The 25,017-nt window shown below is 67.4% G+C and carries 25 protein-coding genes; 14 read left to right on the top strand and 11 right to left on the bottom strand.

Going from position 1 to position 25,017, the window contains the following annotated elements; genetic code table 11:
• Window positions 1-8 precede the first annotated feature (8 nt).
• The 9 genes from FOB72_RS23170 to FOB72_RS23130 all read right to left on the bottom strand — a co-directional run bounded on the left by FOB72_RS23170 (window position 9) and on the right by FOB72_RS23130 (window position 8,881).
• Window positions 9-1,361: an acyl-CoA thioesterase/bile acid-CoA:amino acid N-acyltransferase family protein gene (locus tag FOB72_RS23170; protein ID WP_150375033.1), complete on the bottom strand. Its 1,353-nt coding sequence runs from the start codon at window positions 1,359-1,361 to the stop codon at window positions 9-11.
• Window positions 1,358-2,437 carry an ABC transporter substrate-binding protein gene (locus tag FOB72_RS23165; RefSeq protein WP_150375032.1) on the bottom strand — a complete coding sequence of 360 codons (1,080 nt, stop codon included), beginning with the start codon at window positions 2,435-2,437 and terminating at the stop codon, window positions 1,358-1,360. The genes FOB72_RS23170 and FOB72_RS23165 overlap by 4 nt, the downstream gene beginning before the upstream one ends.
• Before the next feature lie 16 nt (window positions 2,438-2,453).
• Window positions 2,454-4,013 (bottom strand): class I adenylate-forming enzyme family protein, encoded by a 1,560-nt coding sequence (locus tag FOB72_RS23160; protein ID WP_150375031.1) that lies wholly within the window; start codon window positions 4,011-4,013, stop codon window positions 2,454-2,456.
• 18 nt (window positions 4,014-4,031) lie between these two features.
• Window positions 4,032-4,451, bottom strand: a complete 420-nt coding sequence (locus FOB72_RS23155) for a PaaI family thioesterase (RefSeq protein ID WP_109584981.1) — start codon at window positions 4,449-4,451, stop codon at window positions 4,032-4,034.
• A gap of 41 nt (window positions 4,452-4,492) precedes the next feature.
• A complete protein-coding gene (locus FOB72_RS23150) occupies window positions 4,493-5,497 on the bottom strand; it encodes a zinc-binding dehydrogenase (RefSeq protein ID WP_191002418.1) in 1,005 nt (334 codons plus the stop codon).
• A gap of 62 nt (window positions 5,498-5,559) precedes the next feature.
• Complete coding sequence (locus FOB72_RS23145; protein ID WP_150375029.1) at window positions 5,560-6,540, bottom strand: ABC transporter substrate-binding protein; 981 nt, start codon at window positions 6,538-6,540, stop codon at window positions 5,560-5,562.
• Window positions 6,541-6,545: 5 nt separating this feature from the next.
• Complete coding sequence (locus FOB72_RS23140) at window positions 6,546-7,382, bottom strand: ABC transporter permease (RefSeq protein WP_150375028.1); 837 nt, start codon at window positions 7,380-7,382, stop codon at window positions 6,546-6,548.
• A 12-nt stretch (window positions 7,383-7,394) separates the two neighbouring features.
• Window positions 7,395-8,147 carry an ABC transporter ATP-binding protein gene (locus tag FOB72_RS23135; RefSeq protein ID WP_150375027.1) on the bottom strand — a complete coding sequence of 251 codons (753 nt, stop codon included), beginning with the start codon at window positions 8,145-8,147 and terminating at the stop codon, window positions 7,395-7,397.
• Complete coding sequence (locus FOB72_RS23130) at window positions 8,144-8,881, bottom strand: GntR family transcriptional regulator (protein ID WP_150375026.1); 738 nt, start codon at window positions 8,879-8,881, stop codon at window positions 8,144-8,146. The genes FOB72_RS23135 and FOB72_RS23130 overlap by 4 nt, the downstream gene beginning before the upstream one ends.
• 464 nt (window positions 8,882-9,345) lie before the next feature.
• On the opposite strand from FOB72_RS23130, the gene FOB72_RS23125 reads away from it, so the two are divergent.
• Window positions 9,346-9,792: a MarR family winged helix-turn-helix transcriptional regulator gene (locus FOB72_RS23125; protein ID WP_223851762.1), complete on the top strand. Its 447-nt coding sequence runs from the start codon at window positions 9,346-9,348 to the stop codon at window positions 9,790-9,792.
• Window positions 9,793-9,860: 68 nt separating this feature from the next.
• Window positions 9,861-10,856, top strand: a complete 996-nt coding sequence (locus FOB72_RS23120; protein ID WP_150375024.1) for an alpha/beta fold hydrolase — start codon at window positions 9,861-9,863, stop codon at window positions 10,854-10,856.
• Window positions 10,857-10,885: 29 nt separating this feature from the next.
• On the opposite strand, the gene FOB72_RS23115 is transcribed toward FOB72_RS23120, so the two are convergent.
• On the bottom strand, window positions 10,886-11,464 hold the full coding sequence (locus tag FOB72_RS23115) for a GNAT family N-acetyltransferase (protein ID WP_150375023.1): 579 nt from the start codon (window positions 11,462-11,464) through the stop codon (window positions 10,886-10,888).
• Between the two features lie 119 nt (window positions 11,465-11,583).
• Here FOB72_RS23115 and FOB72_RS23110 point away from each other — a divergent pair, with 119 nt between their 5' ends.
• The 12 genes from FOB72_RS23110 to FOB72_RS23055 all read left to right on the top strand — a co-directional run bounded on the left by FOB72_RS23110 (window position 11,584) and on the right by FOB72_RS23055 (window position 23,335).
• The gene (locus FOB72_RS23110; RefSeq protein WP_150375022.1) at window positions 11,584-12,468 is read left to right on the top strand and encodes a LysR family transcriptional regulator; all 885 of its coding nucleotides are present in this window, start codon (window positions 11,584-11,586) and stop codon (window positions 12,466-12,468) included.
• Window positions 12,469-12,627: 159 nt separating this feature from the next.
• Complete coding sequence (locus tag FOB72_RS23105) at window positions 12,628-13,866, top strand: MFS transporter (protein WP_150375021.1); 1,239 nt, start codon at window positions 12,628-12,630, stop codon at window positions 13,864-13,866.
• Between the two features lie 80 nt (window positions 13,867-13,946).
• Entirely contained in the window at window positions 13,947-14,906 is a 960-nt protein-coding gene (locus FOB72_RS23100) for an AraC family transcriptional regulator (RefSeq protein ID WP_150375020.1), read from the top strand.
• 130 nt (window positions 14,907-15,036) lie between these two features.
• Window positions 15,037-15,597: a carboxymuconolactone decarboxylase family protein gene (locus tag FOB72_RS23095; protein ID WP_150375019.1), complete on the top strand. Its 561-nt coding sequence runs from the start codon at window positions 15,037-15,039 to the stop codon at window positions 15,595-15,597.
• Window positions 15,598-15,609: 12 nt separating this feature from the next.
• The gene (locus FOB72_RS23090) at window positions 15,610-16,683 is read left to right on the top strand and encodes an acyl-CoA dehydrogenase family protein (RefSeq protein ID WP_150375018.1); all 1,074 of its coding nucleotides are present in this window, start codon (window positions 15,610-15,612) and stop codon (window positions 16,681-16,683) included.
• Window positions 16,680-17,573, top strand: a complete 894-nt coding sequence (locus FOB72_RS23085) for an ABC transporter ATP-binding protein (RefSeq protein WP_223851761.1) — start codon at window positions 16,680-16,682, stop codon at window positions 17,571-17,573. The genes FOB72_RS23090 and FOB72_RS23085 overlap by 4 nt, the downstream gene beginning before the upstream one ends.
• Window positions 17,545-18,735: an ABC transporter substrate-binding protein gene (locus FOB72_RS23080; RefSeq protein ID WP_150375017.1), complete on the top strand. Its 1,191-nt coding sequence runs from the start codon at window positions 17,545-17,547 to the stop codon at window positions 18,733-18,735. The genes FOB72_RS23085 and FOB72_RS23080 overlap by 29 nt, the downstream gene beginning before the upstream one ends.
• Before the next feature lie 10 nt (window positions 18,736-18,745).
• Window positions 18,746-19,519 (top strand): ABC transporter permease, encoded by a 774-nt coding sequence (locus tag FOB72_RS23075; protein ID WP_150375016.1) that lies wholly within the window; start codon window positions 18,746-18,748, stop codon window positions 19,517-19,519.
• A gap of 100 nt (window positions 19,520-19,619) precedes the next feature.
• Entirely contained in the window at window positions 19,620-20,696 is a 1,077-nt protein-coding gene (locus tag FOB72_RS23070; RefSeq protein ID WP_150375015.1) for an ABC transporter substrate-binding protein, read from the top strand.
• The gene (locus FOB72_RS23065; RefSeq protein WP_150375014.1) at window positions 20,693-21,580 is read left to right on the top strand and encodes an ABC transporter ATP-binding protein; all 888 of its coding nucleotides are present in this window, start codon (window positions 20,693-20,695) and stop codon (window positions 21,578-21,580) included. The genes FOB72_RS23070 and FOB72_RS23065 overlap by 4 nt, the downstream gene beginning before the upstream one ends.
• Window positions 21,577-22,455, top strand: coding sequence for an ABC transporter permease (locus tag FOB72_RS23060; protein WP_150375013.1), 879 nt, complete (start codon window positions 21,577-21,579; stop codon window positions 22,453-22,455). The genes FOB72_RS23065 and FOB72_RS23060 overlap by 4 nt, the downstream gene beginning before the upstream one ends.
• Complete coding sequence (locus FOB72_RS23055; protein WP_150375012.1) at window positions 22,448-23,335, top strand: substrate-binding periplasmic protein; 888 nt, start codon at window positions 22,448-22,450, stop codon at window positions 23,333-23,335. The genes FOB72_RS23060 and FOB72_RS23055 overlap by 8 nt, the downstream gene beginning before the upstream one ends.
• On the opposite strand, the gene FOB72_RS23050 is transcribed toward FOB72_RS23055, so the two are convergent.
• Complete coding sequence (locus FOB72_RS23050; protein ID WP_150375011.1) at window positions 23,298-24,896, bottom strand: class I tRNA ligase family protein; 1,599 nt, start codon at window positions 24,894-24,896, stop codon at window positions 23,298-23,300. The two genes, FOB72_RS23055 and FOB72_RS23050, sit on opposite strands and share 38 nt — an antisense overlap.
• Between the last annotated feature and the right edge of the window lie 121 nt (window positions 24,897-25,017).

Below are 25,017 nucleotides of genomic sequence, written 5' to 3'. Positions count from 1 at the left end.
CGCCGCGGTCATGCCTGTTTGCCCGTTGTCACGGCATCCGCGAGGAATGCCAGCACCGCTTCCCACGACTGCGCGCTCGCCCGCGCATTCGCTTCCGCCGTACCGCCGCCATCGAGCAGCAGGCCCGCCACCGGATGGGGCTTGGCAATCAGCGTCGCCGGCAGTTGCGGCACCCCGATCGCATGCCCCGCGCCCGTGCCGACCACATGCTTCACGGGCCAGCGCGCGCCGTGCTCGCGCAGCGTGCGTTCCACCTGCTCGCTATACAGCGTGGACGGCCAGAAACCGTCGTCGGTGCCGGAGATCAGCAGCACCGGCCCACGAATCTGTTCGACCGGAATCCGCGCGGCCGCGACGAAGTCCGCGTTCCGCAATACCGTGTGGAATGCGGCCGCCTGCCGGACCGGCTGCCCCGGCGCGGCGGGCGCGTCGAATGCCGACCAGTCGGCATCGGGATTGCCGCGCCAGACATTGGGCAACGGCTCGCCGCGCCAGGTCCATGCCGTGGCGTCGCGCGGCGCACCGGGCTTGCCCGCGCGCAACGTGCCGTTGACGACGGCGCTCGGCACATAGGCGATGACCGCCGAGACGAGTTCCGGAAAGCGCGCGCCGAGCAGCAGCACGAGCTCGCCGCCGCGCGAGACGCCCGATACCGCGACGAAGCCATTGGCCGGCTTCAGCGTCGCGTGCATCCATTGCAGCGCGCTTTCGAAATACTCGAGCGGGGTGTCGTCGATATGGTCGGGACGTCCCGGTGCCTTGAAATATCCGAGCGCAAGCGCCGTGTAACCGCGCGCCGCGTAGAGGGCCGCGCGCTGCTCGTGCATGCCGCCGCCGGACCCCGCCAGCACGAGCACGGCCGGATGCGGGCCGTCGCCCGCCGGCGTATAGAGCGTGCCGGTCAGGAGCGTGCCGGTCAGGCCCGCCTCGCGGACTGGGCGCAGTGCGACGCCCGGCCCAAGAAAGCGCAGCGTGTACGTGGCCGATGCCCGCGCGCCGTGCTCGCCCGTGGCGGACAGCACGATCTCCAGCGGGTTCACGTCCTCGCTCAGTTGAGGCCGTACGGGCGCCTGCGTGCGCTGCATGGCCCAGACCGGGGCGGTGGCATCCGCGATGCGCCAGTCTCCGGCGATCGGAATGACGCGCGCGATATCGATATGGCCATCGGCATCGGCGTTGAACTCGGCATGGCTCTGCCATGCGCTGCCATCGGGATGCGCGAGCGTGGCGTCCAGTGCCACGCGCTCGCCCGCGCGAAAGCCGCGCACGACGATCTCGCGGGGCACATCGACGAGGGCGTCGGCGGGCGTGACCGAAAGCACGGGCGTGCCGGTGGCCAGTTCGTGGATCGTTCCGCTCATTGCGCCGCCTTTGCCCGGCGCAGCAATGCCGCGCGATCGAAGTCGGTGAACGCGGGCACGAACTCGTTGCTGAAGATCTTCTGCAGCGGGACATCCGCGCTCGGATACTCGCCGGCCTTGGCCATGGCATCGATGCCGCGCTGGATGGCGGCCAGGTCGTACTGCCCCGGCACACGCGCGGCGCCGGCGGGCGTATGCAGGACGCGCTTGAGGCGGCGGCTCAGCAGTTCGGTGGCCTCGGCGAGATTCTTCGCTTCATCGCCGGCGGGCCTGGCCTCGGGGTTGTGCTTCCAGAAGGCCTTGACGCAGAACGTCGGGTTCGCCTCGCACACGAGTTGCGCCTGCGTATAGGCGCGGCCGAAGCGCCGTACGAGATCGGGCTGGTCGCGCAGCGTGTCCACGTGGGCGATAAAGCCATTGCCGGCGGTTTCCTGGAATACCGGCGGATAGGCGATGCGGCGGATCTTCACGCCCGAGAACTCGAGCTGGTCGTCCCAGCTGCTGTTGAAGTTGAGCGCATCGACCTTGTGCGTGCGCAGGGCCTGGAAGCCCGCGCCCAGCGCGCCGACGGCCACGTACTCCACGTTCTTGCCGGGTTCGAGGCCCGCCGTGCGCAGCGCCGCGCGGCCGCCGGGAATCGTGCCCCATGTGAGCGCGCCCACGCCGATCTGCTTGCCCTTGAGGTCGGCCAGCGTCTTGATGGGCGAGTCCGCCAGCACCGCGAACTCCATCGTGTTGCCGGGCACGCCGTTGTAGAAATAGCGCAGGGGCAGCGGATCCTTGCCCGAGAAATAGCTGGCGATCACGGGTTCGGAGGTCGGATAGCCGAACGTCACGCGCTTGCCGGCCACCTGCGGCAGCAGCGCGCCCGCGCCCTGGAACACGATGGTCTTGACGCTGAGGTTGGCCTCCTTGAACAGTCCGAGCTCCTCGGCGGCCGCGTAGGGCGCGCCGTCGTGCACGGCGGGCGGAATGGCCAGCGCGACGGTCACCTCGTCGAGCGCGAACGCGGGCGCCGCGCACGCGGCAAGAAGAGAGAAGGCCACGGCGCGAGCCGCCGGGTGCTGGAAAGACATCGGAATACTCCTGCGGTTAATGATGGGCGTGCTCGCCGCCAAGGCGCTGCAAGGCATCCTCGGTCAGTGCGCGCCGGTCGATCTTCTGCGTGGCCGCGAGCGGCAGCGCATCCACGAACCAGATGCGTCGCGGATGCTCGTAGGCGGCCAGCTGGGTCAGCGAGAACGCCTTGAGTTCGTCTTCGCTGGGGACGGCATGGCCCGGGCGCGGCACGACGAATGCCACGGGCTTGGTGCCCTTGATGTCGTCCGGCACCGGCACCACGCTGGCCTGCTGCACGGCCGGATGACGCTCGAGCGCTTTCTCGATTTCGCCGGGATACAGGTTCTCGCCACCGCTCACGAACATGTCGTCGCGGCGGCCGACGAACGTGTAGAACCCGTTGGCATCGCGACGGAACACATCGCCGGTCACGTAATAGCCGTCGGGCGTGAATGGCGACAGCTCGGGACGCTGGTGGTAGCCGAGCATCAGGCCCGGACTCTTCAGTTCGAGCACGCCTTCCTCCGCGGCCTGGCCTTGCGCGTCGACCAGCCGCATCTGCACGGCCGGATGCGCGGCACCGACCGATTGGGTGGGTGTGGGCAGGCCGTCGGGGTGCGGACCGAACACGACCGGACCGCCTTCGGTGGTGCCGAACGCGTTGATCACGCGCGCATTGGGCAGCAGCTTGTGAATCTGTTCGAGCAGGCTGGGGCTCACGGGCGCGGAGCCCATGCGCACCACGCGCACGCTGCCGAGGTCCGTCTGCGCGAGCAGTTCGCGCTCGCGCAGCATCATTGCGATCATCGGCGGCACGGCCGTGAGCCAAGTGCAGCGATAGCGGGCGATCGCGCGGATATACGCGGCCGCCTGGAACTGCGGCAGCAATACGGCCGGCGCATGGCTCGCGAGCGTCAGCAGGATGAGCGCGAGCGCATTCATGTGGTACAGCGGGGCGGCAATCAGTACGCGTTCGTCGGCCAGCGGCGTGGCCGCCTGGCGTGTGCGTACGACCCAGCGATGGGACGCATGGCTCAGCAGGACACCCTTGGGACGTCCCGTGGAGCCGGACGTATAGAGAATGAGCGCAAGATCCCGCTCGCCGGGCTCGAATGCCTCGAATGGCTCGGCATTCGGTTGCGCGACGGCCAGGGCGGCGAACGCCGCCGAGCCGAACACGAGGTGCGGCAGGGCGGCGGGCACCTGCGGCGCGCGCGCGGCGTCGCACAGCACGAGGCGCGCGCCGCTGTCGGCCAGGATGTACTCGACGATCGTGGCCGGCAGCTTGAAGTTGACGGGCACCGCCACGAGCCCCGCACGGACGATGCCGAGCAGCGAGACGACGTAATCCACCGCGTTCACGCCGAGCAGCGCCACGCGATCGCCGGGCACGAGCCCGCGCGCGAGCAGCCCGCGCGCCATGGCATCGGCACGCGTGTCGATCTCGCCGAAGCTATGCTCGGTGGCATGGCCTTCCAGATCGAGGCCCACGATCGCGATGGCGGCACGGTCGAAACCTCGATCGATGATCCGACCGAGGTTTCGACTGACGTTCGGGCTGGAATCAGGGCTGAAACTCGAGCGCTCGTCCATGATCGTATCCGTGTCCGGTCAGGCGGCAGGCGTCGAATAGACGCCGCGGCCGCTGGCCACGAGCCGTCCTTCGGCGTCGAACACGCTCGCCTCCGCGACGGAGACCTGGCGGCCGGTCTTGATGACCTTGCCGACGACCTTGAGGTCGCCGCGCGCGGCACGGTGGTAGTCCACGCGCAGGTCGATCGTCGGCACGCCCTTGCCGGTGTGCGAGACGAGCGCCCAGTCCGCGCCGAGGTCCACCAGCGCGGCAAGAATGCCGCCATGGATATAGCCGCCCTCGACGTTGACGACCCATTCGTCGCGGAACTTCGCGGTGATGGTGATCTCGCCGTCGGCGACGTTCTGGACTTCGAGGCCCAGCCATTGGTGATAGGGGCCGCGCAGCAGGCGTGCCTGCACGTCGGCGGCGGTCGGAAGGGTGGTGTTTTCGGACATGATCGGGGGTATGGGAAGTAAGAGGGAATCAGGCGTGACGCTCAGGGCGTGACAATCACCTTGCCGAGCACGGCGCGATCGCGAATCAGCGCGAGGCCGTCGGCGGCACCGGTGAGCGGTACCACGCTGTCGATGACCGGATCGAGCTTGCCTTCGGCCACCAGCGCGAGCAGCGCCTTGAGGTTGTCGTCGTAGAAGCTGTTCGAGCCCTTGATGTTCAGCTCGAAGCTCCATACGTAGCGCAGATCTTCCTTCGGGTCGTGCCCCGCGGTGGCGCCGCACACGAGCAGCGTGCCGCCGCGCTTGAGGCTCTTGATCGACGGCAGCCACGTGTCGCCGCCCGTGAAGTTCACCACGACATCGACGCCGCCGTCGAAGTTGCGGCGCTGCGGCTTGCCGTAGCGCTCGATGACCCATTTGCCGAAATCGACTTCGCGGTAGTTGACGACATGGTCCGCGCCGATCGCCTTGAGCTTTTCGCCTTTCTCGTCGCTGCCGGCCGCGGCAATGACTTCCGCACCGAGCATCTTGGCCAGCAGCACCGTCGCCGTGCCGACACCACCGCTCGCGCCGAGGACGAGCACCTTGTCGCCGGCCTTGACCGTGTTGTGCGTGATCAGCATGCGGTGCGCGGTGCCGTAAGCCACCGGCAGCGCGGCGGCCTGCTCGAACGTCACGTTCTCGGGCAGCGCGATCAGCTGTTTGGCATCGACCCGCGCGTACTCGGCCATGCCGCCGTCGACCATCTCGCCCATCAGGCCCACGCCGGGCTTCAGCGGATTGACGAGCACGCGATGGCCGATCTTCCAGCCGGACACGCCCTCACCGATCTCGGTGATCGTGCCGGCGAGGTCCAGCCCGATCACGACGGGCAGCGGCACCTTGATGCCGGGCATGCCCTGCACGGTGAATACGTCGTGATAGTTGAACGAGGACGCGCCGACGCGGATCACGACGTGACCTTCGCCTGCCGTGGGAACGGGCTTGTCGCTGACGACGCGGAGTTGATCGAGGGTACCGTGCGCATCGAGAACGAGCGCCTGCATGGTTTGGCTCACGGGATGTTCCTTGCTTGGGGGAAGAAAAAAGGGGGGGCGAATCTATCCAATTACTTGAGCGTCTTCGACTGCTCGTACGGACCGCGCGCGAACAGGTCGTCCTTGAGTTCGCCCTTGACCAGACCTGACTCGACGAACACCGCATGCTGGCGGCGCAGCGTATCGATATCGGCCGGCTCGAAGGCCACGCGGTTCATGTCGTTCCAGTGGCTCACGTAGACTTTGGCGTCGTCGGCGGGCAGGTTGGCCTTCTTCTGAAGGATCTGCACCACTTCGTCGCGGTTGGCGTTGCCCCACGCGAGCGTGTCGCGCAGCGCGGCGATCACGCGTGCCACCGTCTCCGGCTGCTTGTCGATGAGCTCCGTGCGCACGGCGCCCACGCCGATATACGGCACCGCATCGGACTTCGTGAGCTTCTTCCATTCGTCGGCAAACGTGCTGAGCTTGCGCACGGGCAGTTCGCTGCCGAGCTGTGCCACGGTCACGGACCGCAGCGCGGCCGCGTCCACCTGCTTCTGCACGAGGAACTGCGCAAGGCGTGACTCGTTGCCGCCGATCAGCGAGAACTCGCTGCTCTTGATCTGATAGTTGCCCGCGAGCACGGCGCTCGCGATCACGGCCACCGAGGAGCCGGCCGGCGACATGCCGATCTTCTTGCCCTTGAACTCGGCGATCGACTGGATCGGCGAGTCCTTCGGCACGACGAACTGCACGTCGGCGGGCTGCGTGGCCGCGAAGATGCGGATGGGCACGCCCGAGGCCGCGGTGCCGAACACGCCAGCCACCGGGGCACCGAACGCGAGGTCGATCGAGCCGGCCGCCAGCGCGCGCAGCGGGGCGTTCACGTCGGGAAAGTGCACGAACTCGGCCTTGATGCCGCGCTTGGCCAGAAAGTCCTTCGCTTCCAGCACGGAGCCGTAGCCCAGGCTCACGCCGCTGGTCCAGTAGCCGATCTTCACGGTGTCGGCGGCGCTTGCGGCGGCCGAAAACAGCGACAGCGCGGCAAAGGTGGCAGTAAATAGCTTGCGCATGATGGTCATCCTTGAACTTGAAGCAGAGAAGAGGTGTTGCGTGACGGGGCGGCGGACTTGCCGGATGCACCGGCCGGCGCCTTCCAGCGGAACAGCCAGCGTTCGGCGGGCTTGAGCACGCCGCCTTCGAGCAGCAGCATCAGGCCGACCAGCAGCACGGTCCACGCGAAGACCTGATCCGTCTGCACGAGGTCCGCGGCCTGGCGCAGCCGGTAACCGATGCCGCTGGAGGAACCGATGGTTTCCGCCACCAGCGAGACGCGCCAGCCGAAACCGAAGGCGAGCCGCGCGCCGGCGAAGAAGTGCGGCAGGATCGTGGGCCCGTAGATCTTGCGCAGGATCTGCAGCCGCGACATGCGGAAGCTCCGCGCCAGATCCACGTACTGCGCATCGACGGTCTTCGCGCCTTCCCACACGTTCGTGAGAATCAGCGGCATGGCGGTCATGAACACGACGAAGATGGTGGTCGCGTCCGAGATGCCGAACCAGATGATCGCGAAGATCGCCCAGATGGCCGACGACACGGTGTTGAAGACGGTGAGGATGGGCTCGAAGAAGCGCGCGAGCATCCGGCTGCCACCGAGCGCGAGCCCGAGTCCCGTGCCGATGACGGTGGCGATCAGGAAGCCCGTCAGCACGCGTCGGAACGTGGCGCCCACATCGGCCGCGAACGTATCGCTGTGCCACAGCGCGACCAGTGCGTCGGCAACCTTGGCCGGGCCCGGCAGCACGAACGACGGCACGTGCGACGCGCCCCACCACCACAGCCCAAGCACGGCGCCGACCAACAGCAGACGTTGCGCGACGAGTTGGAGCGCGCGGTTCTGGATCACGTTAGACATGGCGGCGGCTCCTTACGCGGCGGCCCGCAGCACGCGGACCTGTTCGGCGACGACCGGTGCCGTCGGAATACGGGGCCGCACGAGTGTCGCGAGATCGACGACGTCGGCGACACGCCCCGGGCGCGCGGCCAGGCGCACCACGCGGTCAGCGAGCACCACGGCCTCTTCCATATCGTGCGTGACGAAAACGACTGTCATGCGCTTGTGGTTGGGATTGCCGGCCTGAATGCGCAGCAACTCTTCATGCATCTGGCTGCGCGTATGCGGGTCGAGCTTCGAGAACGGCTCGTCCATCAGCAGCACGTCCGGCTGCACGGCGAGGCTGCGCGCCAGGGCCACGCGGCTGCGCATGCCGCCCGACAGTTCGTGCGGCCATGCGTCGGCGCGGCCATGCAGGCCCACGAGCGCGAGCATCTCGTCGGCGATGCGGTCGCGTTCGCCGCGCAGCATCGGCGAGGCTTCGAGCCCGAACGTCACGTTGTCGCGCACCGTGCGCCAGGGCAGGAGCCGGTCTTCCTGAAACATGTACGCGATGCGGCGCCAGTCCCTGACCTGCGTCGACGGCACGCCTTCCACCAGCAACTGGCCCGCATCGGGCGCGACGAGGCCCGACAGGATATTCAGCAGCGTGCTCTTGCCGCAGCCCGACGGGCCGACCAGCGCAAGGACTTCGCCGGCGTTCACGGTCAGGTCGATGTCGTCGAGGATCGTGGTTGCCCCGAAGCGCTTGGTGATGCCCGTGGCAACCAGAACGGGGGGGCTCATCGCACACCTCCGGCCACGACGAGCGGCAGATACGTCCCCGCCTGCGACAGACTTGCGTAGACCTTTTCCATCGTCTGCGTGCGGAAGGTCTCGATATGGCGGCGCGCGATCGTTTCCGCCGCGCGTTCGTCGCGATCCTCGAATGCCTTGATCATCGAGTTGTGGTCGTGACGGATCTCCGGCTTCACGCGCTGCACGTTGAAGCCGAGCGCGACCAGCCGCGACATCTCGTCCATCAGGCCCGACAGCGTGCGCAGCAGGCGCTCGTTGCCGGTGGCTTCGGCGATGGCGAGGTGGAATGCCTTGTTCGCATCCATGAAGACGTCGATGCGATGCGGCAGCGGACCGATGTGTTCGACGCGGCAGGCCGCTTCGAGCCGATGCAGCAGCTGCGTGTCGACGCGATTGACCGCCAGCCGCGCCGCCATCGGCTCGAGCTGCACGCGCAGCGCGAAGACTTCCTCGACGTCCTTCAGCGTGATGGGCGCTACCTGATAGCCCTTGCGTGGCCGCGCAAACACGAGGCGCTCGTGCGCGAGCCGGGTCAGCGCGATGCGGCAACTGTTCTTGCCGAAGCCATACGTCGCCATCAGCTCGCCCTCGGTCACCATGGACCCGGGGACGAGTCGGCACGTGAGGATGTCGCGACGAATCGCGGTGTAGGCCGCAAGACCGAGGCTGACGCTATCGGCGTCAGTCTCGCGGGATGGCGCGTGGAATTGTGGTTCGCTCATGGGTTCATTGACTCCTGTGAGCCGCTCACAGAGCTATGCAGTGACTCTCAATCAGAGAGGCAAAGCTTAAGACCGTGAACGCTGTGACCAAACGAAGCGTTTCTCAGAAGCACATGTAATGCCTGATCGTTGTGGGCTGCTCACCATTGCCGTGTGGCCGGGCGAGTTGTCTGCATGAGGCGGAGCGTCTGCCCTCAGGCCCCGCGCCAGCTCGAGGGTGGCGGACCCCCCGCATCGGGAGGGGATATGTCTGGTCTGTGAGCGGGCCAGCGTGGCGCGAGCGGGCACGATGCCGCGATCGGGCGTGCACCAGTGCCGGGAGGGCATCGCACGGAATGGTGCTGGGCTGCTCAGTAGGTTGTGCATGAATGAGGGCAGCGACCGCACATCAAAAAAGTCGCTTGACAATATATCGTGTGCGATATAAATTTCGCTCCATGCCCAGTGACCAACGGAAACCCACGATGAAACGGCCCGAATCGAATGCCCTGGCGCTCGACGCGCAGCTGTGTTTCGCCGTCTATTCCACGGCGCTGAGCTTCAACAAGGTGTATCGCAAGCTGTTGCGCGAGCTGGACGTGACCTATCCCCAGTATCTGGTGCTGCTGGTGTTGTGGGAGAAGGAAGGCGTCAATGTCTCCGAGATCTGCGAACGCCTCGCGCTGGAGACCACCACGCTGACGCCGTTGCTCAAGCGGCTCGAGGCGCAGGGTCTGGTCAGGCGGACACGATCGGCGGCCGACGAGCGGCAGGTCATCGTCACGCTGACGAAGCAGGGCGAGGCGTTGCGCGAGAAGGCCGAGCGCATTCCCGCATGCGTGGCGGAAGCCACGGGGCTGAATGCGGCGGAGATTCGCGAGATGCGGACCCGGATGCTGAACCTGCGGGGCAGCCTCGGCGACTACACGTGAAGCGAGCTTTTTTTGACCTTAAATATCGCACGCGATATAAATACGTACGATCTTAATCGGAGCCCATCATGTCTGCAAAGAACGAGAAGAACGAAGCCGTAGCCGTACCCGCCCGCCGCTCCCTGCTGCTCGGCAGCGCCCTCGGCGCCGCTGGCGCACTGCTGGCCACGCAGGCGGTTGCCGCCAGCGCGGCAGGCCAGCCGGGTGCCGGCGCATCGCCGGCCGGTGCGAACGCCGGTGGCAGCTTCATCACCACGAAGGACGGCGTGCAGCTCTACTACAAGGACTGGGGCACGGGCCAGCCGGTCGTGTTCAGCCACGGCTGGCCGCTGTCTTCGGACAGCTGGGAATCGCAGATGATGGCCGTTGCCAACAACGGCTTCCGCGCGGTCGCGCATGACCGCCGCGGCCACGGCCGTTCGAGCCAGCCGTGGAACGGGAACGACATGGACCACTACGCGGACGACCTCGCGACCGTCATCGAGACGCTGGACCTGCGCAATGTGATCCTGGTGGGCTTTTCCACCGGTGGCGGCGAGGTGGCACGCTATATCGGCCGGCACGGTACGTCGCGCGTGGCCAAGGTCGTGCTGGTCTCGGCCGTGCCGCCGCTGATGCTCAAGACGCCGGCCAACCCCGGTGGATTGCCGCTGGAAGTGTTCGACGGCATTCGCAATGGGCAACTGGCCAATCGTTCGCAGCTGTATCGCGATATTCCGTCGGGTCCGTTCTATGGCTTCAACCGTCCGGGCGCGAAGGTGTCGCAGGGCCTCGTCGAATGGTGGTGGGCGCAGGGCATGCAGGGCGGACACAAGAACACGTACGACTCGATCAAGGCCTTCTCGGAAACCGATTTCACCGAGGACCTGAAGAAGATCGATCGTCCGACGCTCGTGATTCATGGCGACGACGACCAGATCGTGCCGATCGATGCGGCGGGCCGCGCCTCGCACAAGCTCGTGAAGAACTCGAAGCTGATCGTCTATCCCGGTGCGCCGCACGGTCTGACCGACACGCACAAGGAACGCTTCAACAACGACCTGCTCGCGTTCATCAAGAGCTGAGCGCCAGGGTTTTGCGCCAGTCCTTTGCGCTAGTCCTTCGGGCTAGTGGACGGCAGCGACCGCGCGCCTTCGCCGAGCGGTCGCTGCATCAATACGGTATCGAGCCAGCCGCCGAACTTGAAGCCGACGTTCGCGAGCGTGCCGACATATTCGAAGCCGTGGCGCGCATGGAGCGCGCGCGAGCCCGCGTTCGCGCTATTGCCGATCACGGCGATCATCTGCCGCCATGGTCCCTGCTCGCAGCGCGCGATCAGCGCGGCCATCAACGCATTGCCGATGCCGCGTCCCGCGAGCCCATCGGCCACATACACCGAATCTTCCACCGTGAACCGGTACGCCGGGCGCGGCCGATAGGGCGTGGCGTAGGCATAGCCCACCACCCGGCCGCCGAGTTCGGCGGCCAGATAGGGCAGGCCGTGGCCGAGGACGCCCGCGCGCCGCGCGCGCATGTCGTCCAGCGTCGGCGGCACTTCCTCGAAGCTCGATTTGCCATGCAGGACGTGATGGGCGTAGATGGCCTGGATCGCGGCCATATCGTCGTCGGTGGCGTCGCGTACCTGCACCGTGGTGTGGATGGCGGGATCGAGGGAAGAGGCAGCGGTGGACATGGTGGGTCATGGGTCAGGCGTTGCCGCATCTTGCCTCAATCGCTACCATAAATGAAGCTTCATCCTTTGATGCAATGTATAAGCGATTGTTTGAGATCGTCTCATATCGCCCGGCCGCCATGAAATCTCCGACCCCCGGTCTCAACCTCAATTACCTGCGCACGTTCGTGTCCGTCGTCGAACTCGGCAGCTTCTCCGCCGCGGCGCAGCGCCTCGACCTCACGCAGCCCGCCGTGAGCCAGCAGATCCGCCAGCTCGAGCGCAGTCTCGGCACGACGCTGCTCGAGCGTGTGGGGCGGCAGGCGCGCGCGACGGCCGCCGGTGCCGAGTTGCTGGCCCACGCGGGGACGATCGATTCGGCCGTGGAGGCCGCGGTGGAAGCCGTGACGCGCCGCAGCGGCGTGGCGGCGGGGCCGGTGCGCATCGGCACCGGCGCTACCGCATGCATCTTTCTGCTGCCGCCGTTGCTGAAGGATCTGCGGCAGCGGCATCCGGACCTCGAGATCGCCGTGACGGTGGGCAATACGGCGGACATCGTCAAGGCCGTGGAAGACAATCTGCTCGATATCGCGCTCGTGACGCTGCCCGTAACGGGCCGCAGCCTCCATATCACGCCGGTCATGGAAGACGAGTTCCTGCTGATCGCGCCGGCGGGCATGGCGCTGCCGGCCCGGATCACGGCCGCCGCGCTGGCCACGCGGCCCGTGCTGCTGTTCGAAGGCGGCAATACGCGCCGCATCGCCGATACGTGGATCGCGCGCGGTGGCGCGAGCATTCGTCCCGTGATGTCGCTGGGCAGCGTGGAGGCGATCAAGGCCCTGGTCGCGGCAGGGTTGGGCTGCGCGATCCTGCCGGGAATGGCCGTGCGGCAACCGCCCAGCGATGTGGTCGTGCGGCCGCTGTCGCCGCGTCTGCACCGGGGGCTCGCCGTGGTGATCCGGCGCGACAAGCGGCTGCATGCGGGACTGGCGGAGGTGTATCGCGCGCTGAAAGGCCTGCGTTGAAGGTGGCGCGCGGCAGGCATCGCGGTTTTGTTGGACAATAGCGCCTTCCCCGCAAGGGAAATATGACGATAGAGGCCGGCACGCGGACCCGAGCATGCAGTCCACGGCACGCGCTTCACGTCACGGAGACGTTTTCGCGATCTCTCTCTCCTCGCCCTCATGGTAGTGACTCCAGACCAGTCAAACGACACAGACTCGAACGCCCCCGCCACCCCGGCCGATACGCCTGACCGCGCCACCTCCCGCAAGGCGCTGCTCGCGCTCGGCGTCGGCGGCTTTGCGATCGGTACCGGCGAATTCGTCATCATGGGCCTGCTGCCCGATGCCGCGCGCGATCTCTCGATTTCCATTCCCGAGGCCGGGCATCTGATCAGCGCCTACGCGCTCGGCGTCGTGATCGGCGCGCCACTGCTCGCGGTGCTCGGCGCGCGATGGCCGCGGCGCAATCTGCTGCTCGCGCTGATGACCGTCTTCGCGATCGGCAATTTCGCGAGCGCGGTGGTGCCCGATTACGGCGCGATGCTCGTTGCGCGGCTGCTGACGGGTTTTCCGCATGGCACGTATTTCGGCGTGGCGGCTCTCGTCGCCGCGAGCCTCGTGCCGCGGCATGCGCGCGCGCAGGCGGTCGGGCTCGTGATGCTGGGGCTGACCACGGCCACGCTGATCGGCGTGCCGATTGCCGCGGCCATCGGCCAATGGCTCGGCTGGCGCTCCGCGTTCGCGCTCGTGGGCGCCATCGGTGTGCTGACGGTGGTGCTCGTATGGCGCTGGGTCCCGTTCGTGGCCGGTGACCGCCTGGCAAGCCCGTTGCGCGAACTGTCGGCGCTGGCGCGCAAGCAGGTCTGGCTGACGCTCGGTATCGGCGCCATCGGCTTTGGCGGCATGTTCGCGGTGTTCAGCTACATCAAGCCGACCATGCTCGAAGTGGCGCATATGTCGGTGGACAGCATCCCGTTCGTGCTTGCGCTGTTCGGTGTCGGCATGGTCGGCGGCAACCTGATCGGCTCGCGGCTCGCGGACAAGGCGCTGATGCCCACGATCGGCGGGCTGCTGGCCTGGTCCGCGGTAGTGCTCGGCCTGTTCGTCTATACCGCGCCGCATCCATGGCTGGCGTCGGCCAACGTGCTGCTCATCGGCACCATCGTCGCCATCGGGCCGGCGTTGCAGATCCGCCTGATGGACGTGGCCGGCGAAGCCCAGACCCTCGCCGCGGCACTCAACCACTCCGCCTTCAACATGGCGAACGCCCTCGGCGCGTGGCTCGGCGGCGTGACGATCAGCGCGGGGTATGGATGGACGTCGACGGGCTGGGTCGGCCTTGTGCTGGCCATTGGCGGGCTGATGGTCTACGCGGTCTCGCTGTCTTCGTCGCGGCGCGTGATGGCCATGCAGGCCTGACGCGTCTGTCGATTTCCGTATATCGACATGACATCTTGATCGTTCGCGGCGGTACGGAGGTCGGCTAGTCTGACGGGACTATGCCTCAGTCCGATCGCGCCGACCGTATCATCCATTGGGTCCTGAACAGTCTCGAACTCGAGACCACGCTGTTCCACATGGGTCAGTATTGCGGCAGCTGGCGCGCGTCCGTGGCGGGGCGCGCACGCGCGGGGTATCACCTCGTGCTGCATGGCGAATGCTGGCTGCATGTGCCCGACCGCGAGCCGCCATTGCGGCTGGCGCCCGGCGATGCGGTGTTCTTCCTGCGCGATGTGCCGCATCATCTGGGCCCGTCGGAGCAGGCCGAGGCGTGCCGGCCCGAGGCGGCGATGCAGCCGCTCGACCGCGCGCAGGCCGGGTCCACCGGCCTGGCCTGCGGGTTCTTCGACTTCCGTCCGGGCCTTGCCGAGGCGCTGCTGGCGCCATTCCCCGATTACCTCGTGCTGCGTGCCGACGATCCGTCGGTGCGGGGCACGCGCGCGCTGTTCGACCTCATCGTTGCCGAGGCGGAATCGGGCAGGGGGCAGGCCGGCGCCGAGCCGTCGCCGCTGATCGCGCGCCTCGTGGAGCTGCTCTTCTTCTACGTGGTGCGCGAGCTTGCCGCGCGCGAGGATGTGGCGCGCGGGCTCTGGCCGATGCTGCGCAGCGCGGAGTTCTCGTCGCTTGTGCTCGAGCTCATCCGGCATCCCGAAGCGCGCTGGTCCGTGGAGACGATGGCCGAGCGCGTCCACATGTCGCGCGCGACGTTCTGCAAGCGGTTTGCCGCGGTGTGCGGCGAGACGCCGGCCGCGTTCCTGTTGCTGCTGCGCATGAAGATCGCCGCGCGATTGCTCGACGATCGCCGCAGCGTGGCGCAGGTGGCGGAGCGCGTGGGCTACGGTTCGGAGGCCGCGTTCGCGAAGGCGTTCCGCAAGACCACGGGCGCATGGCCCGGTGCGTGGCGCCGGCGTACGAACGCCGACGCCCCCGATGTGGCGTCCGTCGCGCAGGCCGCCTGAGCGCATTGTCTCCATACATCGCCCATACATAAGGCCAGACGAAACAGCACGATTTCCATACGTTTGCACATGGCAGGACGCGCGATCATCGACCACACTCGGGTCATGTTCAATCGCTGATGGATATGCCATGAGTCGCCTCCCCCTGCAGACTTTGGAATCGGCCCCCGAAGCAAGCCGGCCGTTCATCGAACGCGCCATCGCCAACAACGGCTATCTGCCGAACCTGATCGCCGCGCTGTCCAACGCGCCCGTGGCGCTGGAAACGTACCTGACGGTCTCGGGTATCAATGCGCGCAGTTCCCTCACGCTGGCCGAACGCGAAGTGGTGCAGATTACCGCCGCCGCGACGCATGGTTGCGGTTTCTGCGTGGCCGGGCACACCGCCGTCGCGCTGAAGAAGGCGAACCTGCCGCAGGCGGAAGTGGACGCGCTGCGTGCGCAGGCACCGGTGGACGACGTACGTTTGAACGCTGTGGCAGACTTCACCCGCGCGGTCATTCGCGACCGTGGCGCGGTGCCCGATGCCGATCTGCAAGCCTTCTATCGAGCCGGTTACAACGAGCAGCAGGCGCTGGAAGTCGTGCTCGGCGTGAGCCTGGCCACGCTCTGCAATTTCGGCAACAACCTCGCGCAGTCGCCGCTGAACAGCCAGCTCGAGCCGTATCGCTGGACGCCGCCCAACGCCTGACAGAACTCCGCCATGACGCTTTCTCCGGAACTCGCAAGCTGGCTCGATACCCACGCGGAAGCATTGGACAGCGGCCGCAATGCGCCGTCCGACCTGCTGGGCACGCTCGCGCGTGCCGGCCTGTTCCGCGTCGGCGTGCCGTCCGCACACGGGGGCAGCGGTGGCACGACCACCGACGCCGTGCTCGCCATCGCCGCCACGGCCGCGCATTCGCAGACCGCGGGCTTCGTGTTCTGGGCCCAGCGCGTCTTTATCGAATACCTGCTGCAATCGCCCAACCAGGCATTGGCCGCGCGCTGGCTGCCCACGTTGCTCGATGGCACGTTCGCGGGCGCGACGGGGCTGTCCAACGCCATGAAGTACCTCGGCGGTATCGAGGCCCTGCAGACGCAACTGGTTCCCGCGCCGGCGGGCTGGACGGCCAATGGCGTGGTGCCGTGGGCCACGAACCTGATACCGGGCAACTTCGCCGTGGCGGTGGCCGCGGACGATGCGGGCACCGGACGCCCGGGCGTCTACGCGATTCCGCACGATGCGCCCGGTGTGAGCCGCAGCGAGGACCTCGACCTCGTCGGCCTGCGCGGCAGCAGCACCGCATCGCTGCGCTTTACCGACGCCACGCTCGCGCGTGACTACCTGCTGCACGATGACGCGCACGACTATCTGCCGCGCGTGCGTCCTGCCTTTCTCGGCATGCAATGCGGGATGTCGATCGGCCTCGCGCAACGCTGCATCGCCGGTGCGCGTGAACGCGCCGAAGCCGGACGCTCGGTGCTCGGCGACGAGCTCGATGCGCTGGCCGTGACGCTCGACGAGCAGACGCGCCTGCTGGGCGAGGGCATCGAAGCCGGCACGTTCGTCACCGCGCCGCGCGCATTGTTCTCGCTGCGCATCGGCCTCGTCGATTCGGCCACCGCGGCCGCGCAGCTGGAAGTGCAGGCTCGCGGTGGCGCTGGCTACATGAACGGCCGCGATGGCGGGCTGGCACGCCGCTGGCGCGAAGCGTCGTTCCTGCCGATCGTCACGCCGAGCCTCGTGCAACTGCGCACGGCGCTCGCGGAGGCCAGCCAGCGGAAAGCCGCATGAGCGGGACGGACGCGGCGCCCATCGCACCGCCCATGGCACAACCCATTGCACCGCTCTTGCGGACCGACGCGGTCTCGCTGTCCTACGCGGGGCGCGATATCTTCGCCGGCATCGACCTCGCGCTGCACGCGGGCGAGATCGTCTCGATCATCGGTCCGAGCGGCGCGGGCAAATCGAGCCTGCTGCGGGTTCTCGCGGGCCTGCAGGCGGGATCGTCGGGCCACGTGCGCATGGGCGATGCCGCGCTGACGGGGCCGCATCCCGATATCGCGGTGGCGTTCCAGGATGCGTGCCTGCTGCCGTGGCTGTCGGTCGAGCACAATGCGGCCTTCGGTCTCGACTTCCGCCGCCAGCCCGCCACCACGCGCAAGGAGCGTCACGAGCGCGTCGCGCGCATGCTCGACGCGGTAGGCCTGTCGCATGCGAAGCACCTGTTTCCCGCGCAGATCTCGGGCGGCATGGCGCAACGCGTGGCGCTCGCGCGCTGCATGGCCCGTCAGCCGCGCGTGCTGCTGCTCGACGAGCCGTTCGGCGCGCTCGACGAGATCACGCGCGCGGACATGCAGACGCTGCTGCGCGATATCGTCCGCATCCATCGCCCCGCCACGCTGCTTATCACGCACGATCTCGACGAGGCATTGCTGCTGTCGGACCGCATCATCCTGCTTGGCGCCCATGCGGGCGAACCGGCCCGTATCGCCCACACATGGCACGTCACGCTGCCGCATCCGCGCGAGGCGCAGGTCGAAGCCATGGGCGCGCTGCGCGTGGACCTCGTGCGCAGGCTGCGCGAGCTCGTGCAAACCGGCGGCCCCCGCGCCGTGACATCACCGTCTTCCATCCATCCGAACGAGGGAAATCATGTGCCAGGTACCAATGTCCCGGCGTGAGTGGCTGAAGCTGTCGGCGCTGTTCACGGCCGGCGGCGCGCTGCCTTTGCTCAACGCACTCGAAGCGCGCGCCGCGGCGGAGCCCGACGCGCCGGTACGTATCGGCTATCTGCCGATCACCGATGCCACACCGCTGCTGGTGGCACACAACAACGGCTATTTCGATCAGGAAGGCGTGCGCGCGGAAAAGCCCACGCTGCTGCGCAGCTGGGCCCAGCTCGTGGAAGCGTTTATCTCGGGGCAGGTCAATGTCGTGCACCTGCTGTCGCCGATGACGGTATGGGCGCGCTTCGGCAGTCAGGTGCCGGCCAAGGTCGTGGCCTGGAATCATGTGGGCGGCTCGGGCCTCACGGTGGCGCCGCAGGTCAATTCGCTGCGCGATCTCGGCGGCAAGACCGTGGCGATTCCGTTCTGGTACTCGATCCACAATGTCGTCCTGCAGACGATGCTCAAGCAGGACGGCCTGACGCCGGTGTCGCGCAAGACGGGCGCCATCGCCGCCAACGAGGTCAACCTGACCGTGATGGCGCCTTCGGACATGCCGCCCGCGCTGGCGTCGCGGCAGATCGAGGGGTATATCGTCGCCGAGCCGTTCAACGCCGCCGCGGAGACGCTCAAGATCGGCAAGATCCTCCGCTTTACGGGCGACGTCTGGCGCAACCACGCGTGCTGCGTGGTGTTCATGCACCAGAACGACCTCGACAAGCGGCCCGAGTGGTCGCAGAAAGTCGTGAACGCCATTGTCAAGGCGCAACGCTGGACGCAGGACAACCGCGCGGAAGCGGCTTCGCTGCTGTCGAAAGAGGGCGCCAACCGCTACACGCCGCATTCGCTGGAGGCGTTGCGCAAGGTGCTGGCGCCCGATCCGTCGGATCATGGCCGCTACCTCGCCAGCGGCGCCATCAAGCACGCGAACTGGAACGAGAAGCGCATCGACTTCCAGCCTTATCCGTATCCGAGCTACACGGAGGAACTCGTGCGCCGGCTCAAGGGCACGATGATCGAGGGCAACAGTGCGTTCCTCGCGTCGCTGGACCCGCAGCGTGCCGCGCGCGAGCTCGTCGATGACCGCTTCGTCCGCCGCAGCATCGAATCGGTGGGCGGTCTCAAGTCGTTCGGCGTCTCCGAGTCGTTCACGCGGCAGGAGGAGATTGCCGCATGAGGATGCTCGCATGACCGCGGCAACGCTCCGGCCCAGCCTGTGGTCGCGCACGGCGCATGCGCGGCTTGGCCTCGGTGGCCTCGCCGCGCTGATCATCGCGTGGTGGCTGGCCACGCGCGGCGCCGACGGCCTGGCCGCGCGCTTTGCGCCGGTGCCCACGTTCGAGAGCGTCTGGGCGCTGCTCCATCAGCCCGACTTCCTCGTGCATATCTGGGTGAGCCTGCGGCGCGTGCTCATCGGCCTTGCGCTCGCGCTTGCGGCGGGCGTGCCGCTCGGCCTGCTGATCGGCGCCGCGCGCCATGCGGATGCCGCGCTGTCGCCAGCCTTCCAGTTCCTGCGCATGATCTCGCCGCTCTCGTGGATGCCGCTCGTGGTGATGGTGCTGGGCGTCGGCGACCGCCCCGTGCTGTTTCTGGTCGCGTTTGCCGGTGTCTGGCCGATCTTGCTGGCCACGGCGGCCGGTGTGCGGCAGCTCGATGCGCGATGGCTGATGCTCGCGCGCAGCCTCGCCGCCACGCGCGCGGAAACGCTGTGGCGCGTGATCCTGCCTGGCGTGCTCGGCAACGTGCTGACGGGGCTGCGTCTGGCCATCGGCATCGTATGGATCGTGCTCGTGCCCGCCGAGATGCTGGGCGTGAATGCGGGGCTCGGGTACTTCATTCTCGACACGCGCGACCGGCTCGCCTATTCGGAACTGCTGGCCACTGTGCTCGTGATCGGTGCGCTCGGGTTTGCGCTCGATAGCGCGGCACGCCGCCTGCACAAGTGGTGGGTCCCCGGCTGAGCGCGCAGACGGCCGACATATCGATAGACGAAACCGTTCGTTGTGCGGCATATGGCCGCACGTGATACTGAATGCTGCCCATCATTCAGGAATCACGTCGATGTCCGAAGCTCACTCCACGCAGCCCGCCCGCCGCGTCGCCCTCAGGCAACTCGCATCGCTCGCGCTCGCGGGCTCCGCCGGTTCGTTGCTGGCCGCGTGCTCGCGCGGCGATGGCGGCGACGGTGGCAAGGCCGCCGCCGCGAAGACCCCGGAAGCGCCCGCCGTCATCGGCAAGGCCGGCGAGAAGGTCGAGTTCCGCTATCCGGACAATCCGACGTTCGACCTCGTGTATCTGGCAGACCAGCTCGGCTACTTCGAGGGCACGAATACGCGGCCCAAGTACATCGGCAAGGTCGCCGCGCCGCAGATCATTCCGCTGACGGGCACCGGCGAGATCGACTTCGGCTCGCGCATGGTGCCGCTCGTGATCTCGGCCGTGGCCAGCGGTTCCGATATCAAGGTGGTGGCGGCCGGCAACAAGACGCTGCAGGATGCGCCGCATATGAAGTACTTCGTGCGCAAGGACTCCGGCATTCGCGCGCCGAAGGATCTCGAAGGCAAGACCATCGGCATCAACAGCTTTGGCGCCTGCGCGGAATTCGTGACCAAGACCTTCCTGCGCCAGAAGGGCGTCGATGTCACCAAGATCAACTTCGTCGTGATTCCCGACGATCAGGCCGAGCAGACGCTTGCCACCGGCAACACCGACCTCGCGATCATCCACGCGCCGTTCTCGGGCCGCGCCGACCATGCGGACAAGCTCGTGCGCCTGTGGAGCGACTTCGACCTCGACGGCGGGCTGGGCGGCATGCAGCCGTACAGCGCGCACGGCAAGTTCATTCGCGAGCATCCGGAGTCGGTGAAAGACGTCGTGACCGCGCTGGCCAAAGCCGCGAACTGGGTCAATGCCCATCCCGAGGAAGCGCGCCAGCTCGTGTCCAAGCGCATCAACCTGCAACTCGAGTTCGTCGATCGCTATGCATATGTCGACAATCTCGTGGTGACGGAGCCGCCGATCCAGTATTACATCGACGTGCTGGAAGCGGAGGGCAAGCTGGCCAAGGGCAAGGTCGCGGCCAGGGATATCTATACCAACGCGTTCAATCCGTACGCACAGTCACCCGCCAAGGCATGACCGATCCGCGCCATCACAAGATCGTCGCGCGCGACGTGCGCATGGACTATGCGGTGCGCAACGATGCGGGCCGCACCGAAGCGCTCACCGTGCTGCGCGATTTCGACCTCGATATCCGCGAGGGCGAGTTCATCTCGATCCTCGGGCCGTCCGGCTGCGGCAAGTCCACGTTCCTGAGCATCCTTGCGGGGCTCACCGATCGCACGGGCGGCACGATCAGCGTCGATGGCCAGCCGCTGCGCGGTATCCATCCCGCGCAGGGCGTGGTGTTCCAGGGATATGCGCTGTTTCCGTGGCGCACCGTGCTCGCGAACATCGAGGTCGGTCTCGAGATTCGCGGGGTGGCGCGTGCGGAACGCCGCCGCATTGCGGGGGAGTATCTCGATCTCGTCGGCCTGACCGGGTTCGGCGAGCGCTTTCCGCACGAGATTTCGGGTGGCATGAAGCAGCGCGTGGCCATTGCGCGCTCGCTTGCGTACAAGCCCGAGGTACTGCTGATGGACGAACCGTTTGCCGCGCTCGACGCGCAGACGCGCGAGATCCTGCAGGGCGAACTGCTGCGTATCTGGGAGCAAACGCGCAAGACCATTGTGTTCATCACGCACAGCCTCGACGAGGCCATCTTTCTGTCGGACCGTATTGCGGTGATGACGCGGCGGCCCGGCACGATCAAGGAGATCATCGACGTGCCGTTGCCCCGGCCGCGTGCCGCCGAGGTGCGCAACTCCGAGGCGTTCGTGCGGCTGCGGCAGCAGGTGTGGGAGATTCTCAAGGACGAGGTGCAACTGGGCAGTCCGGCCAGTGTGCCGCGTCCGCTCGGGGCTACGGCCAATCCGGCCGAGCGCGGCAATGCAGCGCCGGCCATTGCAAAGGTGTCGTCATGAGCAGCACGATCGAATCGTCCGCGGCAGCGGAAGCGGTTGGCGTTTCCCGCGACAGGAAGACCGTTGCGCGCGCCGCGGCACCGGTGACGCTGAAGCCGGCGGGCGCCTCCGCGCTGGGCGATCGCGCGCTCGGCCTGCTCGGCATCGTCGGCTTTCTCGCGCTATGGGAGCTCGTGCCGCGGCTGGGCATCGTCAGCGAGGCCTATCTGAGTCCGCCGTCGCAGATTATCGTGACCATCTGGCAGCTGATTGGCAGCGGCGAGCTCTGGAAGCATCTGGCGGCCAGCTTGCAGCGCTCGCTGTGGGGGCTGTTGACGGCCATCGGGCTTGGCGTGACGCTCGGGCTGCTGATGGGGTGGTTCAAGCGCTTCGAAGCCATCGTCGATCCGATTCTGCAGCTGTTCCGGCAGACTTCGGCGTTTGCGTTGTTTCCGGTGTTTATCCTGTTCCTCGGCATCGGCGAGACGTCGAAGGTGGCGATCATCTTCTGGGCGTCGTTCTGGCCGGTGCTGCTGAGCACGATCAGCGGCGTGCGGCAGGTGGACAGGCTGCTGATCGATTCCGCCCGCTCGATGGGCGCGTCGCAGTGGTTCGTGTTCACCAAGGTCGTGCTGCCGGCGGCGTCGCCGTCGATCTTCACTGGCATTCGCCTCGCGGGCACGTATTGCATTACCGCACTCGTCGCAGCCGAGATGATCGGCGCGCATTCGGGCCTCGGGTTCCTGACGCTGAACTCGCAGGAGGTATTCCAGATTCCGACGATGTATGCGGGCATTCTGCTGCTGGCATTGCTGGGGCTCGCGCTGAACTACGTGCTCGCGCTGATCGAACGGCGGCTGACGCGCTGGCGCCGGGGGCTGACGCTCAATGGCTGACGCATCGATTGGCTGGCCGCCATCGCGACACCCGGGGCCCGATTCGCACGGCGATACATTCGCCAACGCCCGCGCGCGCTCGCGCCGCCTGGCCGTCGGCACGGTGTTCGCCATCGCGCTGGCGGCCGCGGCCGCACTGCTGTGGCATGGCGCCCGCGCACCGGCGGGTCCGCTCCTCGAGGCTGTCCTTGCCAAAGGCGAACTCGTGGTCAGCGTGCGCGAGTATGCGCGGCCCGCGCCTCCGGGGCAGCCATCCCCACCCGAACCCGACGCCTTCGACGTCGCAGCGGCCCGCTATCTGGCCGACCGCCTGCACGTGAACCTGCGCATCGTCACGGGATGGCAGGCAGGCACTGCCGATCTCGATCTGGCCGGCGCGCGTGCGGTCCGCGCCAACGCCGTGGCGACCCCCTACACAGGCGGCACCGGCGCGCTGGTCGTGCTGCGCGGCAGCGCTTACGCGCGCGCCGGGGACCTTGCGCAACGCGAGGTCTGCGTGCCGCAGGGGAGTCCCTACCTCTCGACGCTGTCCCAGCGCACGAACGCCGTGCCGCGCCTCTATCCCTCGGCCATCCGCGCGGTCGCGGGCTTTATGGCCGGCGAATGTCAGGCACTGGCGGACGACGAGGTCGTCATCGCGCGGCTGCTGAGCCTGCCCGAATGGCGCTTCTACCGCCGCCTGAGCGACAAGGTGCCCGCCGACGAGGGCAACCCCGAGGTGACGATGCGCGCCGACGACCGCGCGTCCGCCGCATGGCTCGACCGCGCGGTGCGCGACTGGCGCAGCGGCGGCGCGCTGACCCACGCGCGCGAACGCCGCGCCGGCGATATCGCGTTCGAGGTCACGCAGCTGCAGGACGGGCTGGTGTGCCACTCGTAACGGCGCTAATGTCGCTAACGTCGCTAATATCGCTAACGTCAACAACGGCGGGCTTCCGGAACAGGATGCCTGCCGAAATGGCGGCGCCCGGCGTCACGCCCCGACCCCACGGCACATCCCAGCCCGGCGCCACCACGGCGCCGAGCAGGGACCGCAATTCCCGCATCTTTCCGGGCATCACGGGCGCGAGCAGGTTGGAGACGCTGTAGAGCCCTTCCAGCAACGTATGCAGGACCGTATCGAGCCGCGCCGCCGCGCCCGCATCCTTGGCAAGCGTCCACGGCGCGCTGCGCGCGACATAGCCGTTGAGTTGCGTCACGAACTCCATCACGTGCTCCACCGCGCGGCCCACCTTCATGTCATCGACGAGCGCCAGCACGATGGCCGGCAGCTCGGCCGCGCGCGCGACAATCGCCTGTTCCGCGGCGTCGTGCCGGTGGGGCGCGGGTATCGTGCCCCCGCGGTACTTCGTCACCATCGCCAGCGTGCGCGACGCGAGGTTGCCGAGGTCGTCCGCCAGATCGCGCGTCAGCCGCTGCGCGATCACGGCGTTGCTGATGATGCCGTCGAGGCCGAAGCTGACCTCGCGAATCAGCGCATAGCGCAACGCATCGACGCCGTAGGTATCGGCGGCCTCGAGCGGATCGACGCCGTTCCCCAGCGACTTGCTCATCTTGCGGCCATCGGCGCCGAGCAGATGCCCCGATACGTGCAGGCGCCGATAGGGCGCGATGCCCAGCGCATGGGTCATGCCGAGCCAGAACAGCGTATGCGTGCGGAGGATGTCCTTGCCGATCACGTGCCGCGCCGATGGCCAGTAATCGGCAAAGGCCTGTCCATCGGGGTAGCCGAGCGGTGAGACATAGCTGAGCAGCGCGTCGAACCAGACATAGGTGACATGTCCCTTGTCCCACGGAATGGGGATGCCCCAGTCGAGCCGCGACACCGGCCGGGAGATGCTGAGATCGCCGATGGGTGCCTCCAGCAGGTTCAACACCTCGTTGCGGTACTGGGCCGGCTGGATGAGGTCGGGCGTGTCCCGCAGCAGATCGCGCATCCATGCGCGATGCGACTCCATGCGGAAAAAGTAGTTGGGCTCGCGCCGCAGCACCGGGGGTTCCCTGTCTTCGGGCAGCTTGCCATCCACGAGTTCCTTGTCCGTGACAAAGCGCTCCTGCCCCACCGAGTAGAGCCCTTCGTACTCCGCCAGATAGATCTCGCCCGCCTCGTACAGCCGGGCCAGACAGTCGGAGACGACGCGCGCATGCGCGGGCGCGGTCGTGCGGACGAACACATCCGGTTCCACAGCCAGGCGCCGCCACGCGTCCTGGAACGTACGCGCATGGCGCTCCGCGAACGCGGCCGGCGCTTCATTGTTCCGCATGGCGGCCTTGGCAATCTTCTCGCCGTGCTCGTCGGCGCCCGTGACAAGCATCACCTGCCGGCCCGCCGCGCGCAGATAGCGCGCCATGATGTCCGCATGCACGCTCGCGTAGGCGTGGCCGAGATGCGGCCGGTCGTTGACGTAGTAGATGGGCGTCGTGATGTATCGATATGTCATTGCCGCTCCAATAAAAAAAGGGACGCCGTGGCGTCCCTTTTCTGAAAGCAAAAAGCCCTCACCGCCCGGGGGGATAACTTTCCGGGGGCATGCGCATCGAATGAACGAGGGCCTGGATTGC

Origin of the sequence: Cupriavidus pauculus (assembly GCF_008693385.1) — a bacterium.
Classification (GTDB): domain Bacteria; phylum Pseudomonadota; class Gammaproteobacteria; order Burkholderiales; family Burkholderiaceae; genus Cupriavidus; species Cupriavidus pauculus_D.
This window is presented reverse-complemented; position numbering and strand designations above follow the sequence as displayed.

Bases quoted from the DNA above. Each gene is read 5' to 3' on its own strand.
- FOB72_RS23170 (WP_150375033.1), bottom strand. From the start codon at position 1,361: ATGAGCGGAACGATCCACGAACTGGCCACCGGCACGCCCGTGCTTTCG.
- FOB72_RS23165 (WP_150375032.1), bottom strand. From the start codon at position 2,437: ATGTCTTTCCAGCACCCGGCGGCTCGCGCCGTGGCCTTCTCTCTTCTT.
- FOB72_RS23160 (WP_150375031.1), bottom strand. From the start codon at position 4,013: ATGGACGAGCGCTCGAGTTTCAGCCCTGATTCCAGCCCGAACGTCAGT.
- FOB72_RS23155 (WP_109584981.1), bottom strand. From the start codon at position 4,451: ATGTCCGAAAACACCACCCTTCCGACCGCCGCCGACGTGCAGGCACGC.
- FOB72_RS23150 (WP_191002418.1), bottom strand. From the start codon at position 5,497: ATGCAGGCGCTCGTTCTCGATGCGCACGGTACCCTCGATCAACTCCGC.
- FOB72_RS23145 (WP_150375029.1), bottom strand. From the start codon at position 6,540: ATGCGCAAGCTATTTACTGCCACCTTTGCCGCGCTGTCGCTGTTTTCG.
- FOB72_RS23140 (WP_150375028.1), bottom strand. From the start codon at position 7,382: ATGTCTAACGTGATCCAGAACCGCGCGCTCCAACTCGTCGCGCAACGT.
- FOB72_RS23135 (WP_150375027.1), bottom strand. From the start codon at position 8,147: ATGAGCCCCCCCGTTCTGGTTGCCACGGGCATCACCAAGCGCTTCGGG.
- FOB72_RS23130 (WP_150375026.1), bottom strand. From the start codon at position 8,881: ATGAGCGAACCACAATTCCACGCGCCATCCCGCGAGACTGACGCCGAT.
- FOB72_RS23125 (WP_223851762.1), top strand. From the start codon at position 9,346: ATGAAACGGCCCGAATCGAATGCCCTGGCGCTCGACGCGCAGCTGTGT.
- FOB72_RS23120 (WP_150375024.1), top strand. From the start codon at position 9,861: ATGTCTGCAAAGAACGAGAAGAACGAAGCCGTAGCCGTACCCGCCCGC.
- FOB72_RS23115 (WP_150375023.1), bottom strand. From the start codon at position 11,464: ATGTCCACCGCTGCCTCTTCCCTCGATCCCGCCATCCACACCACGGTG.
- FOB72_RS23110 (WP_150375022.1), top strand. From the start codon at position 11,584: ATGAAATCTCCGACCCCCGGTCTCAACCTCAATTACCTGCGCACGTTC.
- FOB72_RS23105 (WP_150375021.1), top strand. From the start codon at position 12,628: ATGGTAGTGACTCCAGACCAGTCAAACGACACAGACTCGAACGCCCCC.
- FOB72_RS23100 (WP_150375020.1), top strand. From the start codon at position 13,947: ATGCCTCAGTCCGATCGCGCCGACCGTATCATCCATTGGGTCCTGAAC.
- FOB72_RS23095 (WP_150375019.1), top strand. From the start codon at position 15,037: ATGAGTCGCCTCCCCCTGCAGACTTTGGAATCGGCCCCCGAAGCAAGC.
- FOB72_RS23090 (WP_150375018.1), top strand. From the start codon at position 15,610: ATGACGCTTTCTCCGGAACTCGCAAGCTGGCTCGATACCCACGCGGAA.
- FOB72_RS23085 (WP_223851761.1), top strand. From the start codon at position 16,680: ATGAGCGGGACGGACGCGGCGCCCATCGCACCGCCCATGGCACAACCC.
- FOB72_RS23080 (WP_150375017.1), top strand. From the start codon at position 17,545: ATGTGCCAGGTACCAATGTCCCGGCGTGAGTGGCTGAAGCTGTCGGCG.
- FOB72_RS23075 (WP_150375016.1), top strand. From the start codon at position 18,746: ATGACCGCGGCAACGCTCCGGCCCAGCCTGTGGTCGCGCACGGCGCAT.
- FOB72_RS23070 (WP_150375015.1), top strand. From the start codon at position 19,620: ATGTCCGAAGCTCACTCCACGCAGCCCGCCCGCCGCGTCGCCCTCAGG.
- FOB72_RS23065 (WP_150375014.1), top strand. From the start codon at position 20,693: ATGACCGATCCGCGCCATCACAAGATCGTCGCGCGCGACGTGCGCATG.
- FOB72_RS23060 (WP_150375013.1), top strand. From the start codon at position 21,577: ATGAGCAGCACGATCGAATCGTCCGCGGCAGCGGAAGCGGTTGGCGTT.
- FOB72_RS23055 (WP_150375012.1), top strand. From the start codon at position 22,448: ATGGCTGACGCATCGATTGGCTGGCCGCCATCGCGACACCCGGGGCCC.
- FOB72_RS23050 (WP_150375011.1), bottom strand. From the start codon at position 24,896: ATGACATATCGATACATCACGACGCCCATCTACTACGTCAACGACCGG.